The organism is Leuconostoc citreum (assembly GCF_007954785.1).
In the GTDB taxonomy this organism is placed as follows: domain Bacteria; phylum Bacillota; class Bacilli; order Lactobacillales; family Lactobacillaceae; genus Leuconostoc; species Leuconostoc citreum.
This window is the reverse complement of sequence record NZ_CP042410.1, coordinates 336,765-350,955: the sequence shown is the minus strand read 5'-3', so window position 1 is coordinate 350,955 and position 14,191 is coordinate 336,765. Positions and strand designations below refer to the sequence as shown.

At 39.1% G+C, this 14,191-nt stretch carries 14 protein-coding genes; all 14 read right to left on the bottom strand.

Annotated elements, in window-relative coordinates:
* Positions 1–41: 41 nt before the first annotated feature.
* Entirely contained in the window at positions 42–1,127 is a 1,086-nt protein-coding gene (gene dinB, locus FGL72_RS01700; protein ID WP_146992409.1) for a DNA polymerase IV, read from the bottom strand.
* 341 nt (positions 1,128–1,468) lie between these two features.
* Positions 1,469–1,828, bottom strand: a complete 360-nt coding sequence (gene rplS / locus FGL72_RS01695) for a 50S ribosomal protein L19 (RefSeq protein ID WP_004901922.1) — start codon at positions 1,826–1,828, stop codon at positions 1,469–1,471.
* A gap of 121 nt (positions 1,829–1,949) precedes the next feature.
* Positions 1,950–3,650 carry a phospho-sugar mutase gene (locus tag FGL72_RS01690; RefSeq protein ID WP_146992407.1) on the bottom strand — a complete coding sequence of 567 codons (1,701 nt, stop codon included), beginning with the start codon at positions 3,648–3,650 and terminating at the stop codon, positions 1,950–1,952.
* A gap of 45 nt (positions 3,651–3,695) precedes the next feature.
* The gene (locus FGL72_RS01685; protein ID WP_146992406.1) at positions 3,696–4,352 is read right to left on the bottom strand and encodes a DedA family protein; all 657 of its coding nucleotides are present in this window, start codon (positions 4,350–4,352) and stop codon (positions 3,696–3,698) included.
* 63 nt (positions 4,353–4,415) lie between these two features.
* Positions 4,416–5,867 (bottom strand): sucrose phosphorylase, encoded by a 1,452-nt coding sequence (gene gtfA, locus FGL72_RS01680; RefSeq protein WP_146992404.1) that lies wholly within the window; start codon positions 5,865–5,867, stop codon positions 4,416–4,418.
* 91 nt (positions 5,868–5,958) lie between these two features.
* On the bottom strand, positions 5,959–7,158 hold the full coding sequence (locus tag FGL72_RS01675; RefSeq protein ID WP_146992401.1) for an MFS transporter: 1,200 nt from the start codon (positions 7,156–7,158) through the stop codon (positions 5,959–5,961).
* Between the two features lie 255 nt (positions 7,159–7,413).
* Positions 7,414–8,382, bottom strand: a complete 969-nt coding sequence (gene trxB, locus FGL72_RS01670; RefSeq protein ID WP_146992399.1) for a thioredoxin-disulfide reductase — start codon at positions 8,380–8,382, stop codon at positions 7,414–7,416.
* Positions 8,383–8,481: 99 nt separating this feature from the next.
* The gene (gene galU, locus FGL72_RS01665; RefSeq protein WP_004901937.1) at positions 8,482–9,354 is read right to left on the bottom strand and encodes a UTP--glucose-1-phosphate uridylyltransferase GalU; all 873 of its coding nucleotides are present in this window, start codon (positions 9,352–9,354) and stop codon (positions 8,482–8,484) included.
* Between the two features lie 35 nt (positions 9,355–9,389).
* Positions 9,390–10,406, bottom strand: coding sequence for an NAD(P)H-dependent glycerol-3-phosphate dehydrogenase (locus tag FGL72_RS01660; protein ID WP_146992397.1), 1,017 nt, complete (start codon positions 10,404–10,406; stop codon positions 9,390–9,392).
* Positions 10,399–11,361, bottom strand: coding sequence for an HPr(Ser) kinase/phosphatase (gene hprK, locus FGL72_RS01655; protein WP_004901943.1), 963 nt, complete (start codon positions 11,359–11,361; stop codon positions 10,399–10,401). The genes FGL72_RS01660 and hprK overlap by 8 nt, the downstream gene beginning before the upstream one ends.
* A gap of 4 nt (positions 11,362–11,365) precedes the next feature.
* Positions 11,366–11,719 (bottom strand): phage holin family protein, encoded by a 354-nt coding sequence (locus FGL72_RS01650; RefSeq protein WP_146992394.1) that lies wholly within the window; start codon positions 11,717–11,719, stop codon positions 11,366–11,368.
* Positions 11,720–11,872: 153 nt separating this feature from the next.
* Positions 11,873–12,547, bottom strand: a complete 675-nt coding sequence (phoU, locus tag FGL72_RS01645) for a phosphate signaling complex protein PhoU (protein ID WP_004901946.1) — start codon at positions 12,545–12,547, stop codon at positions 11,873–11,875.
* Between the two features lie 32 nt (positions 12,548–12,579).
* Positions 12,580–13,350 (bottom strand): phosphate ABC transporter ATP-binding protein PstB, encoded by a 771-nt coding sequence (gene pstB / locus FGL72_RS01640; protein ID WP_004901948.1) that lies wholly within the window; start codon positions 13,348–13,350, stop codon positions 12,580–12,582.
* The gene (gene pstB, locus FGL72_RS01635) at positions 13,347–14,186 is read right to left on the bottom strand and encodes a phosphate ABC transporter ATP-binding protein PstB (protein ID WP_004901951.1); all 840 of its coding nucleotides are present in this window, start codon (positions 14,184–14,186) and stop codon (positions 13,347–13,349) included. The genes pstB (FGL72_RS01640) and pstB (FGL72_RS01635) overlap by 4 nt, the downstream gene beginning before the upstream one ends.
* Positions 14,187–14,191: the final 5 nt, after the last annotated feature.

The following is a 14,191-nucleotide window of genomic DNA, read 5'->3' as shown; positions in this document are numbered from 1 at the left end:
CATTTATCTGCTTCATTACGCCTTCAATAAGTATACCATGTTTAAAACAATGTCATTTCTTCAAATGTACTCGATTGTAAGTTACTAATAGACAAGCCCAGCAACCTTACTGAAAAAGGTGTTTGAATAACTTCCTCAAACACACTCTGAGCCGTTTGTGTTATGAGTGTTTCAGATAATGGCCATGGTGTTTCTCTAGTGATCGCACGCGTAATTGTATTAAATGCATCATCTCTTATTTTGATATTTAATGTACGTCCGGTTAATTGTTTTCCTTTTAAAGCGGCTATCATCTCATTGGCTAGTTGCTTAAAGGCTTTATGGACATCAATTTCATTGTGGATAAAATACCTAAAAGTAGCTTCTTTTCCCACTGACTGTTGCTGACGTTGCCACTGCACTTCCCCAAAATGCACGCCTCGTGTTTGCCAGTATAAGTTCTCACCCATCTTACCAAACAATCCCCTCAGTGTTTCTTTAGGTAATTGACGTAATTGTAATCCATTTTCAACTTTTAACACTGAAAATTTTGCTTTTGTCTTCGCACCTACCCCACGAAAGTCGCCTATCGGTAGTTCAGCTAAAAAGGACAACATGTTATCGTGTGTAATAACCGTGACACCATTTGGTTTGTTAAACTCGGATCCTAGCTTAGCAAGTAACTTATTGTGTGAAATACCTATTGAACTGGTCAAACCCGTTTCTTTTAAAATTTGATGTCTAATTTGTGCGGCTATACTCGCCCCAGACAAGTGTGAATCTGTCATATCTAAATAAGCCTCATCAAGTGCAACGGGTTCAATTTTTTCGGTAAACGTGTGAAAAATGTGATGAATCGTTTTTGATACTTGCCTATATTTTTTGAAATTTGGCGATAGAAAGACGCCCTCTGGCGCTAACTGCCGTGCTTCAACTGCACTCATGGCAGAGTGCACACCTAGCGCTCGTGCAACATAATTAGCCGTCGCGACCACACCACGTCCACCTGTTTCTGCAGGATCACGCGAAATTATTAGTGGCCGATTGCGCAGCTCAGGATTATCCCGCATTTCTACTTGCGCATAAAAAGCATCAATGTCAACGTGTAATATTTTCCTTAAATCAGTTGTTATTAAGAATTCTGCCATATCAACATTATAACATCAATAAGCGAACATAAGTTCGTTTTTCAGCAGTCGGCACAAAAAAATCCCTCTGACCGAAGAGGGCAATGGTCAGAGGGAAGATAGCTCGCGCTATCATTAAAATCAATCAGTAATTGGGGGGCTGATTGAAACATTACTAGGGGAGTAATGAAACTCAAATATTATTCGAGTATGTAACTATTATATACCCTCAGAGATTGGTATCCATATCAATACCTTTGCTATTGTGTTACGCAAATATTACACAGACCACCGCTATACTTGAGCTGTAGTGGCATAAAAATTGTAGTAAAAAAGCACCCGCAATGGGTGCCTTTTTAGGATTATACGTCGCGACGACGTTCCTTGATACGAGCGGCTTTACCTTGCAAAGCACGCAAGTAGTACAACTTAGCACGGCGAACCGCACCAAAGCGTACAACTTCAATCTTTTCAACACGAGGTGAATGTAATGGGAAAGTACGTTCCACACCTACACCTGATGAAATCTTACGAACAGTATATGTTGCTTGAATACCTGAACCCTTACGCTTGATGACAACGCCTTCAAACAATTGGATACGTTCACGTGAACCTTCGACAATTTTGGCATAAACCTTAACTGTATCACCGGCACGGAACTCAGGAATATCAGAACGCAATTGTGCTGATGTCACATTCTCTAAAATAGTATTTTGACGCATTGGTCATTCTCCTAGTCGACAATCTTACACTTGCCCTTAGGCTTGACGCACAGCGGATTATCGTTAATATTGCCATTACGGCTTTTTTAATTATATCAAATAACTTATTACTTGTCCAGAATTACTTTGCAAAGCGCATCAAATCTTCCGAAATAACATCAATTTTAGCTTGTGATGTCGCTTGACTATCGGATTCAACACCAATGTAGAATTTCAATTTTGGTTCAGTACCTGAAGGACGCACAGCCACCCAAGAACCATCTGCTAACCAATATTTCAAGACATTAGCTTTTGGCTGTGGTAATGTTTTTTGTTGACCGCCTGCTGATGTTTCAGTTGCCGTTGAAAAATCTTGTACACGATTGACTGCCACACCACCAATTGTCTTCGGCTGTTCATTACGGAACTTACTGATAATGGCTGACATTTCATCATTGCCATGTATCCCTGGAAAGTCTAGGCTAATTGTCTTTTCTTCAAAGTAACCAAACTTTTCAAATAACTCTTGTAGGCCGTCGGCGAACGTCTTGCCTTGTGACTTATAATATGCTGCTACTTCAGCAAATAACACAAGAGCTTGAATAGCATCCTTGTCATGGGCAAATGGCTTAACCAGGTAACCAAAACTCTCTTCAAAGCCAAATAAGAATTGATGTGATTTAGTTGCTTCATACTCATCAATCGTTGCAGCAATGTACTTGAACCCTGTCAAGACGTCTGCTGTTGTTACCCCAAAACTAGTCGCGATTTTAGAAGCAAAACGTGAAGAAACAATTGAAGTCACAATAGCACCATTTTCTGGTAATGTATTTGTTTCTTTCTTTGCCGTCAAAAGATAATTCACAAGCACAGCCGCAATTTGGTTCCCTGTTAAGACTTGGAATGTGTCATCAGCTAATTTGACAGCTGCTCCCATACGATCTGCATCGGGATCAGTCGCCACAACCGCATCAGCCCCTTCACGCTTAGCATAATCAATAGCCATAACTAAGGCTGCTGCATCTTCTGGGTTTGGCTTCTTAACTGTTGGGAAATCTCCGTCAATCACCGCTTGCTCTTTTACAATGGTATAGTTTGTAAAACCAGCTTGTTGTAGTGCTTTTTCACCAATATACTGTCCTGTGCCATGTAGCGGTGAATAAACAAATTTCAACGAAGCCCCTTCCTTAGCAACCAACTCTGGGTTAACCGTTACTGTGGCAACGTTAGCTAAATACTTATCATCAATTTCTGAATCAATAACTTGCACATGCGCATTTGATTCATCTAAAGCGATCGTAAAGACATCTTGTATATTTTCAAGTTCTGAAACAACCGCCTCAACAGCTTCTGGCACCATTTGTCCACCATCCGCTCCGTATACTTTATAGCCATTATATTCTTTAGGATTGTGCGATGCTGTAATCATAATGCCCGCAAATGTGCCAAGTTCGCGTACAGCAAAAGACAACTCCGGTGTTGGTCGTAAACTGCTAAACAAATAGGCTTTAATACCATGTGCAGATAAAACCTGCGCTGCATCTGAAGCAAATTCTGGTGAAAAGTGTCGCGAATCAAAACTGATAACAACACCACTAGTCTTTGCAGCATTGCCCTGGGCGTCAATATAACGCGCTAATGCCTCAGTGACTTGACGAACTGTGTAAATATTCATACGATTTGTGCCGGCACCCAAAACACCACGCATGCCAGCTGTACCAAAACTCAAATTCTGGTAAAACGCATCTTCTTGCTCTTCAGGTGTATAGTGCGCCAAATCCTTGGCCAAATATTCTGGCAAAACTGCTGCTTCCCATTTTGCTAATTGTTCTTGATAGCTCATGATTTTCTCCTATGTGTATTCTAGCTTTATTATAACAAAATTTGATTATTTCCGAACAAACAAGTTAACGATTGCTTGTCTAAATTTTGGGATTCTTAAAGCCACGATAAAGACGATCGCTATGCCTACAACTATAATTAACAGCATATCTGACGGTATATCTAGGTGTCCAATGAAGTATCCTGCAGAAACAATGACTGCAGACCACAATACACTCGCAAAAGCCGACATGCGAATATAGCTCACAAATGGCAGTCCTAATCTTCTTGCTAATAGCGGTACAACAACACGAATGAAAGGTAAAAAGCGTCCTAAAACAACAAATAATAGCCAACGCTTTGGATGAAAATTAGTAGCTAATTTATCTAACATTTCTCCCTGTAGGTGTCGCTTTAAAAACGGGATTTTACTAATCTGTTTCATCAAAAAGGCACCGAACCAATAATTGACGGCATCGCCCAAAAAAGAAGCCAGTGAAAAAATAGCAATATAAGCCATTAATTCGCCGAAATTATGATGTGTTCCTGCAAGTCCACCAGCAGTGGTTAATATTGTGTCCCCTGGTATGAAACCAGTCACAATACCTGCTGTCTCAATAAAAATAAGCAAAAAAAGAATCACGAGCTTAGTCATTGAAAACGGATTATCCGCTGAAAGAATATCTGTTAAAAAGTGAGGTAAATTAGAAGCAAGTATGAGCATAACGTTATCCTTTATTTGCCTCTATTATACCAAAAAAGCGCCGAGGCGCTTTTCTTGACGTCTTTACTTTGTAGCGAAAATTTCAACACCATTTTCTGTTACAGTAAATTGTTTTGTTTCAAAATTAGCATCCAACACAGCTGTTGTCTTACCATCTGCAGACGTACGTGTGATTGTCAATTCGTTTTCACCATCATTGACCACATCGATTATACCATCTAAATCAAACGCTGAGCTTGTGTTACGGAAACGTAGCAAGTTAAACAAGTTTGAAACAACCGGACGCTTTGTTGTTTCAGCAATTTCAGCCAAATCATAATAATGACGGTTAATGTTACGGCCTTCTTTTGAGCTTTCTAGTAACTCAATATCATTTTCACCCGCAAGCAAACCAACATAATAAATTTGTGGAATACCTGGTGCAAAAATTTGAGCTGCACGTGCTAGCAAGTAAGCAGCGTCATCGTTTCCTAATGCTGAGTAATAAGTCGTGTTAATTTGGTAAATGTCTAAGTTGTTATAAGCTGCTGATGAGAAAATCTTCTTAACGTTGGCACCAACTTTGTACATTTCTTCAGTTGTAAAGTCAGTTTCTTCTTGTGTCAACAAGTCCTTAGCATCAACAACACCAATACCATCGTGTGTATCCAAGGTTGTAAACTGCTTCATTGGGCTTTGACGTAACCAATCAGCTAAACGATTTGTCTTTCCTGAGTACAATGAATACAACGTGATTAATGGCAAAGCAAAGTCATATGAATACATGTCATGTTCAGTAATCTTACGGACAATCTTGTAGTGTTCATGGATTTCTGGCAACACTTCTGATCCTTCCGCTGCCAGGATTTCACGAACTTCATCTAAGATGTTCCAAATTTCCGGTTCAACGAAGAAATCATTTGTATCCAACTTTTTAATCGCATAAGCAAAGGCATCTAAACGAATAACAGATGCACCATGATGTGCCAAATTAACCAATGAGTCTTTGATGAACTTTTTAGTTACTTCTTTAGTGACATCCAAATCCATTTGTTGGTCACCGAAAGTGTTCCATACTTGATCGGTTGTACCATCAGCAAATGTTACGGGTGCAAATGGTGCCTTATCCTTACGCTTGTAAATCAAATCAATATCAGCTTCAGTAGGACGGTTTTCAGGCCAAAATTCAGAATACTTCAAGAACATGTCATAATATTCTGATGCTTCTTTCTTTTCTAAGAAGTCTTGGAAATACTTTGATTGTGGTGAAATATGATTCAACATGAAATCAAACATCAAGTAATATTTTTCTGCTAACTTATCGATATCTGACCAGTCACCAAACTTTGGGTCGACTGTTTCGTATTCTTCAGGGGCGAATCCGCGATCACCTGTTGAAGGGAAAAATGGCAACACGTGGACACCACCAACAACACCATCAAGTTCATTTGACAAAACTTGATTTAATTCTTTTAAATTCTTTCCAAGTGAGTCAGCATATGTAATTAGCATTGCTTCATTGGTAAGCTTTTTCATGTTTTTTGTTCTCCTTTTAAAAACACAGTTGTAAACTTTATAAACTTAGACTATTTATATTGCGCCGTCTAGCAGCGCAGGTGCTCTGTCATTATGCCGAGCGCTTACGATTAGTGAAAAAAGTAATCACCGCAATAATTAATAGAATGACACCGAGCAGCGGAATTGTTGTATATGCCGCCGCTGCAACATTACTTGTATGATTGCCCATAATGCCGGCCAAAAATGAAATAATAAACGGTTCAACGAAGACACCAACGTTAAAACCAATCAAAATAATTGATGTCACAAATGGTTGTTTCTTAAGTGGTGCTAGATTAGGTAATTGACTAAAAATAAATGGTGAAATCAATTGCATTGGGAAGCCAATGAGCAGTACACCAATCGTTAACATAACAAAATTATGGTTTGAAAAAGCGACTAGGTAATTGGAAATGGCCATCAAAATCAAGCCCACTTGTAATGTAAAACGTCCAAACAGTTTTTGGATTGTGCCATATACTATGCCACCAACCATTGCAGCCACCAACATGAAGGACAAAATTGTTGACACAACCATACCATTTACGCCTAGACTCTGTGCCATGAATGGAAAGCTAAGTTGAATAGCCATGTAATCAATAACTAAGAAAGCTGCAAATAAAGTTAATATCCAAACAACTGGACTAATTTTTTTCGGTCCTTCTAGACTTTTTTTAGCAGCTTTTCCTTGCTTTTCTTCTGCCTCTGCCAACATTTCTGTCGTATCTGGTACACGAACGTAGAATAAGTATAAGATTGGGAAAGCTAAAAGATAAACTAAGAACGTTGTATGCCAGCCAAAATTCAACAATAAGCCTGCAACAAAAGTTAACACAGCTTGTCCAATTTGTTCCACGGCGGCACGCCAACCTAACATCGTGGCACGTGTTTGCCCTTGATACATCACGGCAATCATTGAGACTGCTAGTGAATTAAAAATACCAAAGCCAGCGCCCAATACCATTCTAGAAACTAAAATTGCTGCATACGATGAGACGAAAAATGGCACGATACCAGCAAAGCCGACAAGTAACATACCGAGTATAATTGTCTTTTTGTCGCCTAGTTTAGCAGCAATGAACGAACTTAACAGTACAAATACTGTGACAACGATTGAGGGTGTTGTTGCAAGCGCCTGTACTTCTGTCGCCGAAACACCTAATGATTTAGTCATCTGTGGTAGTGCCCCGTTAATGGCATACGCACTAGTTAACATGAATGAAATACCTAAGAAAGCAACTTTAGTAATCCATTTATCTTGACTCTTCATGATTCTCTCCTTCAGTTCTCGTTAAAATAGAACCGGTTCCTTTTTGTATTAAAATTTCTTTGTGCAAGTCAACACAAATAATTGTAACCGCTTGCACCTCAATTGTCAAACGTTTTCCACTATGAAAATAGTAATGTTAATTTACATGAATTTTCATAAGTTTTTCAAATCATATAAAAACTGTCTATAGCAACTATTTATGAGAAAAAAACAAGATAAAATAAAGCTTATTAAATTTAACAAAAAAAGCAAATTCTAAGAATTTGCTTTTACGTTGGTTGTTGCCTCATTGACAGATGGCAAACTACTAATATAGTCATAAGCTGCCTGTCCAGCAATACCACCATCGCCAACTGCTGTTGTAATCTGACGTAATGTCTTTGCACGAACATCACCAACAGCAAAGACACCCGGAATGGTCGTTTCCATTTTTTCGTTGGTTAGAATCCAGCCTTCGCTGTCTGTAATATTGAGATTTTCAAACCCTTGTGTATTTGCCATCAAGCCAACATATATAAAGATACCGCTGGCATCAATGTGCGACACTTCTTGTGTTTGGTTATTAATAACATCTACACCAGTTACCTTTTCATCGTCTCCAGTGATTTTCAGTACTTCTGTATGCCACCGAAATGCCATTTTTTCATTATCAAAGGCACGATCCTGAATAATTTGCTGTGCACGTAACTTATCACGGCGATGCAATACAGTAACTGATTTGGCTAAATTAGTAAGATAGAGACCCTCTTCAATAGCTGAATCACCACCACCGATAACTAACACATCCTCATCACGGAAAAAGGCCCCATCACAAACGGCACAATAACTCACACCACGTCCTTGGTATTGTTCTTCGCCATCAACTCCTAAATGAATATGTTCTGAACCTGTGGCAATAATAATTGCTTTCGTCACATAGTCGCCCATATCTGTATGAACAATCCTGTCTTGTCCTTGCAATTCAACACTTTCCACACTACCAAAGCCATATTCAGCGCCAAATTGAGTAGAAGACGCATACATTTTTTCAGCTAAATCCGGTCCAAGAATTGTATCAAATCCGGGATAATTTTCAACGTCAGCAGTGTTATTCATTTGGCCACCATAAATACCACGGTCTAACATCAGCACAGACAAATTAGCCCGTGACGCATACGTCGCCGCTGTCATTCCTGCTGGTCCAGCACCCACTATGATAACATCATATCGTTTTAAATCTGCCATTTGACACGCCTCACTTTACTTACCTTTTATTAGTATAATTTTACACAAAACAACGGTCTTTGTCTAATCAAATGTTTACACTGACAATGTGGTATCAATTTATAATTTTGCAGCTAATTCCTTAATATAAGCACGCAACTGATCACGTGTCTGTGGATGCTTCAAACCAAATTCAATATTAGTTTCTAAGAAACCAATCTTAGATCCGATGTCATATCGGCTACCTTTAAATTCATGTGCATAAACGTGTTGACGATTGTTCAAAGAATCAATTGCATCAGTCAATTGGATTTCATTACCTTTACCAGGTTTCGTATTTTCTAATTCTTCAAAAATTTCTGGTGTCAACAAGTAGCGACCAATAATCGCCAAATCAGATGGTGCATCTTCTGGCTTAGGCTTCTCCACAAATGTCTTAACACGGTATAAACCATCAGAAGCTTCAGCAGCTGGATCAATTACCCCGTACTCAGAAACTTGATCATGTGGTACCTTCATAACCGCTAGCGTTGATTCGCCAGTTTCTTCATAACGTTCTATTAGTTGCTTTGTGAGTGGTACTTCATCCTGCATTAAGTCATCACCTAGTAACACGACAAATGGCTCGTCGCCGATAAAAGCTTTTGCAGTCAAAACAGCATCGCCTAACCCATTCGGATGTGACTGACGAATAAAGTACATGTTAATATCGGTAGTTTCTTGAACAATCTTTAATAGTTCATCTTTACCTTTTTCACGCAGATTATTCTCTAGTTCAGGATTAGAATCAAAATGATCTTCAATTGAGCGCTTTGACTTACCATCAACAATCACAATATCTTCAATTCCTGAGGCGATGGCTTCACGCACAATATATTCAATTGTTGGCGTATCAACAATTGGGAGCATCTCTTTGGCAAGTGCCTTTGTTGCTGGCAGGAAACGTGTGCCTAATCCTGCGGCTGGAATAACTGCTTTACGTACTGGTTTCATGATAGTTTACTCTCTTTCTTAACACTTCATCATAGTTACAACGCGTCTTCAGATTTCAAAGGCCGTGACATCAAATCATTAATGGCTTCAGATAACGGTTTATTGTCATACAAAACCTGATAAATTGCTTTGGTAATCGGCATGTCCACATGGTACTGTTGTGAAAAATCATATACTGCTTTCGTTGTGTTGACACCCTCAATTACCATGCCCATGTCATCAGACACTTGCTTTAAGCTTTTTCCCTGACCTAATCCTAAGCCAGCACGATAGTTACGAGAATTTGGTGACATGCCCGTCACAATTAAATCACCGATACCGGCTAGTTCATACAATGTTTTTTCTTGTGCCCCCATTGCTAGGCCCAACTGACGCATCTCAACTAAACTTCTAGTCAAAAGCGCAGCTTGTGCATTTGCACCGTAACCTAAACCAACTAAAGCACCTGATCCTATAGCAACAATATTTTTTAATGCAGCAAACAATTCGGAACCAAGTAAGTCATGATTGGTATAAGCTCTAAACGTTTTGTTTGACAACACGCGCTGTAGCAGCTTAGTTGCATTTTCATCACTTCCACCAATAGAAACTGCTGTCAAATCATGTGTTATAACATCTTCTGCATGTGATGGGCCAGATACAACGACTAATGCAGAACGGTAGGTTTCCGGTATTTCTTCCGATAACATCTCAGAAATGCGTTTATAAGTGCCCTGCTCAAGTCCTTTTGTCGCATGTGCCAAAATAACCTGGTGATTTAACTGTGCCAGTGTATCAGCCAACTGTTTAGCAACCTCCCGTACAGCCTTAGTTGGAACAACACATAACACAATATCACTATCTTTTACGGCAACTGCCATATCATCAGTAGCAAATAACTGCTCTGAGAGCGTTGCATCTGGTAAATATTTTGTATTTGTTTTGTTGTGATTAATTTCTACTGCTTGATCAGAGTGGTGCGTCCATAAGCGAACATCATGACCATTTTCAGCAGCAGTATTGGCTAGTGCTGTCCCCCATGAGCCAGCGCCCAGCACAGCAATTTTAGTCATTTTTGTTCTCCAAGTCTTTCTTTTCGTTTTTAATCATTTCGGCAGACATTCGCTCTTCCAACGTTTTGAGTGCGTCAATACCCATATTAGCTGTACGGAACTTAACCGCAGCGGCATCAATCACGCTGGCTGTATTTCGCCCCGGTGTGACCGGTACGACCATACGCTTAATTTTGACACCCAAAATTTCTAATGTGTCGTTATCATTCCCTAGTCGGTCAAAATTAGCTTCACCAATCTTACCATTTGATAAATGAATGTTTAAGGCAATCGTTGCGTGTGATCGTACTGAAACGGCACCATATACTTGTTGAACATCAATAATACCAACACCACGCACTTCCATCATATTGCGTAACACACCATTGGGCTCACCAATTAAACGCTCTTCATCTTCTTGATAAATATCAACGCGATCATCAGCGACCAAACGTGCTTTATCTTGTTGTATGAGTTCTAGCGCTGCTTCAGTTTTTCCTATACCCGCATCACCAGTAATCAAAACACCTAATCCGTGGACATCTATCAGCACACCGTGAACGTTTTCACGTGGTGCTAGTTGTCCACCGAGATAATATGTCATATTAGATAGAATTCGTGATGAAGTCAACGTTGAGGTTAATATAGGAATTTTTGCTTCATCAGCCGCTTGTTTGAGTTCATCACTGATTGGCAAACCGGTAGAAACGACAAATGCTGGTGTCGCAGCATCAGCCATACGTCGATAAACCATCAACAATTCTTCATGCCCCATACGTTCAGAAAACGATGTTTCAGTAATACCCAATAATTGCACACGTTCAGGAGCATAATAATTAAAATAACCTGTCATTTCCAAGCCAGGTCGTGAAATATCTGATGTTGTAATTGGCCGTTCTAAATATTGATTGCCAGCGACAATTTCTAACCGTGTATTGTCCACTAACTGTTTTACTGTAACTGAATTTTGTGCCATGCTGTTATCTTCCTGAATCCATATACACATCAGTTGTTAAAATAGTATTCACAACTGATAAAATAATTGCTGTTAAAATTGCCCATCCAAAACTTTCAAAATCGAATCCACCAACCAAGTCGGCAGTCAATTCAAGCATTACGGCATTAATAATTATTGTGAATAAGCCAAATGTAAGAATCGTTAGCGGTAAGGTAAGCAACACTAAGATCGGCTTAATAATGGTGTTTAATATTGCTAACACTAACGCCGCCCCGAGTGCAGTTAACCAATTATCAACTCTAAATCCGTTTGGAAATAACGCGCCGATAACTAAGAAGGCCAACATTGTTGTTGCTAATCGTGCAAGAAAACGCATTGAAGCCTCCCTTCATTGACTAGTGTAAGCGCTTAACGCATTGTTGCAATGCACTTATTCACTCGTGCCAGTAGTTTCATTATACCAAAAAGACGTCTGATAAACAAAAAATGACTAAACTTAGCGTTCAGTCATTCATCTCGTAAAATAATATTAAATAAAGTAATTATAACCTGGGTTTAACTCAATGATTTTACCTGTGCGCTTATAAACAATCCACTCAGCGATATCAGTAGTATAGTCACCTATACGCTTGAGATAACCAGCAATAACCAGATAATCAGCTGCCGAATCAACTAATTCAGCATCTTCTTTCATGCCTTCAACTGAATCTGAACGCACTTGTGCTGCCCGCTTTGATAATGATTGATTTTCTTCAGCAATTGATTCAGCACCAAGTGCATCATTTTTAACATAGTAATCCATGACTGCAGAAACCATCTTAGCTACTTGTGTTCCCATTTCACCAAGTTTTTCTTCAACGTTGGCAATATGTTTTGTCCCCTTCACGCGAATCGTTGAATTGGCAATATTTCTGGCCTGATCACCCATTCTTTCAAGAACAGAGACTGCTTTTAAGATAGTCACAATTTCACGCAAATCAGTTGTCACTGGTTGATACAAAGCAATCATCTCAAAGGTTTTCTTTTCAATTGCTGCTTCTCGTTCGTTAATCTGGTGATCATTATCAAGAATGGCTCTTGCCCCTTCACGATCATGATCGACAAATGATTGCACGGACTTTTGTATCGTTTGTGCAACAAGCATACCCATTTCAGTAAATGAGTTATCCAAATCAGCTAATTCTTCATCAAATAATCGACGCATCATACTTCTCCTTATTGTTAAACTTTTAGTTATTAACCAAATCGGCCACTCACATAATCTTGTGTTTCTTGTCTCTGGGGATTTAGGAAAATATGCTTTGTCGCATCTACTTCAATCAAATCACCACTTAAGAAAAAAGCAGTACGATCTGATAAACGAGATGCCTGTGACATTGAGTGTGTAACAATAATCATCGCATAATCGTTTCTCAAATTCAATAGTGTTTCTTCAATATTGTGACTTGATACTGGATCTAAGGCTGATGTTGGCTCATCTAACAATAACAAATCAGGCGAAGTTGCTAAGACACGTGCAATTGAAACACGTTGTTGCTGACCTCCTGAAAGGCCCAATGCCGATTTATGCAAATCATCTTTGACTTCGTCCCAGACAGAGGCTTGCCTTAATGCTTTTTCAACTGCTTCATCTAACACAGCTTTATCTTTAACACCAGCCAGACGCAGGCCGAAAATAACGTTTTCATAGATTGAAAATGGAAATGGGTTGGGTTGTTGGAATACCATTCCTATACGTTTACGAAGTTCAACCGTATCTGTTGTTGGTGCGTAAATGTCGGTGCCCTTAAAATCAAACGTCCCCGTAACCGTAATATTGTCTTCCAGATCATGCATCCGATTCAATGCCCGTAAATAAGTTGATTTACCTGATCCAGATGGCCCAATTAATGCAGTAATACCCTTTTCAGGAAAACTTAAATTAATACCATGCAATGCTTCTTTTTGACCATACCACAACTTAACATCACGTGTTTCCAGAATGTTGTTTTGTTTTGTCTCTGTCATCCGAAGTTCCCCGATATATAATCATTTGTTAACGCAACTTTTGGTCGCGTGAATATTTTACGTGTTAAATCATATTCAATTACTTTTCCCATATGGAAGAAAGCTGTATAATCACTAATTCGCGCTGCTTGTTGCATATTATGAGTCACAATAATAATTGTATACTTATTTTTGAGTTCCAATAATGTATCTTCCACTTGTGCCGATGAAATTGGGTCTAATGCACTAGAGGGTTCATCCAGTAATAGAATATCTGGCTTTAATGCCAGTGCACGAGCGATAACTAACCGCTGTGCCTGCCCACCAGATAATGCTAATGCCGACTTGTTCAATTCGTCTTTAACTTCATCCCATAGCGCTGCTTGCCGCAAACTTGTTTCAACAATTTCGTCTAGCTCTTGCTTCTTGGTCACCCCACGTTGTGTCAATGCAAAAGTAATATTATTATAGATTGACTTGGCAAAGGGATTTGGTCGTTGAAATACCATGCCAATATGACGACGCATTTCATAAACATCAATTGCCTTAGTATTGATGTCAACGCCACGATACATGATATTTCCTTTAACGGTCGCTACACCATCATTCATACGATTTAATGAACGTAAAAATGTTGATTTACCGGATCCTGATGCGCCAATTAAACTCGTAATCTTATAGCGTTCAAATGACAAGTCGCCTTCACTCAAGGCAAGGTTATCACCATAAAATACTTGTAAATTTTTTGTTGAGATAGCCACTTCGTGTTTTTCCGCTGGCATATCATAAATAAAACGTTCTGGTGCATTTTCTGAAATAAATTCACTGACTGGTTTCAAGTCAATATTGTTAGCCATATTTT

What these genes read in the sequence shown, in the direction of transcription:
- dinB (WP_146992409.1), bottom strand. Translation starts at nt 1,127, where the DNA reads ATGGCAGAATTCTTAATAACAACTGATTTAAGGAAAATATTACACGTT.
- rplS (WP_004901922.1), bottom strand. Translation starts at nt 1,828, where the DNA reads ATGCGTCAAAATACTATTTTAGAGAATGTGACATCAGCACAATTGCGT.
- FGL72_RS01690 (WP_146992407.1), bottom strand. Translation starts at nt 3,650, where the DNA reads ATGAGCTATCAAGAACAATTAGCAAAATGGGAAGCAGCAGTTTTGCCA.
- FGL72_RS01685 (WP_146992406.1), bottom strand. Translation starts at nt 4,352, where the DNA reads ATGCTCATACTTGCTTCTAATTTACCTCACTTTTTAACAGATATTCTT.
- gtfA (WP_146992404.1), bottom strand. Translation starts at nt 5,867, where the DNA reads ATGAAAAAGCTTACCAATGAAGCAATGCTAATTACATATGCTGACTCA.
- FGL72_RS01675 (WP_146992401.1), bottom strand. Translation starts at nt 7,158, where the DNA reads ATGAAGAGTCAAGATAAATGGATTACTAAAGTTGCTTTCTTAGGTATT.
- trxB (WP_146992399.1), bottom strand. Translation starts at nt 8,382, where the DNA reads ATGGCAGATTTAAAACGATATGATGTTATCATAGTGGGTGCTGGACCA.
- galU (WP_004901937.1), bottom strand. Translation starts at nt 9,354, where the DNA reads ATGAAACCAGTACGTAAAGCAGTTATTCCAGCCGCAGGATTAGGCACA.
- FGL72_RS01660 (WP_146992397.1), bottom strand. Translation starts at nt 10,406, where the DNA reads ATGACTAAAATTGCTGTGCTGGGCGCTGGCTCATGGGGGACAGCACTA.
- hprK (WP_004901943.1), bottom strand. Translation starts at nt 11,361, where the DNA reads ATGGCACAAAATTCAGTTACAGTAAAACAGTTAGTGGACAATACACGG.
- FGL72_RS01650 (WP_146992394.1), bottom strand. Translation starts at nt 11,719, where the DNA reads ATGCGTTTTCTTGCACGATTAGCAACAACAATGTTGGCCTTCTTAGTT.
- phoU (WP_004901946.1), bottom strand. Translation starts at nt 12,547, where the DNA reads ATGCGTCGATTATTTGATGAAGAATTAGCTGATTTGGATAACTCATTT.
- pstB (WP_004901948.1), bottom strand. Translation starts at nt 13,350, where the DNA reads ATGACAGAGACAAAACAAAACAACATTCTGGAAACACGTGATGTTAAG.
- pstB (WP_004901951.1), bottom strand. Translation starts at nt 14,186, where the DNA reads ATGGCTAACAATATTGACTTGAAACCAGTCAGTGAATTTATTTCAGAA.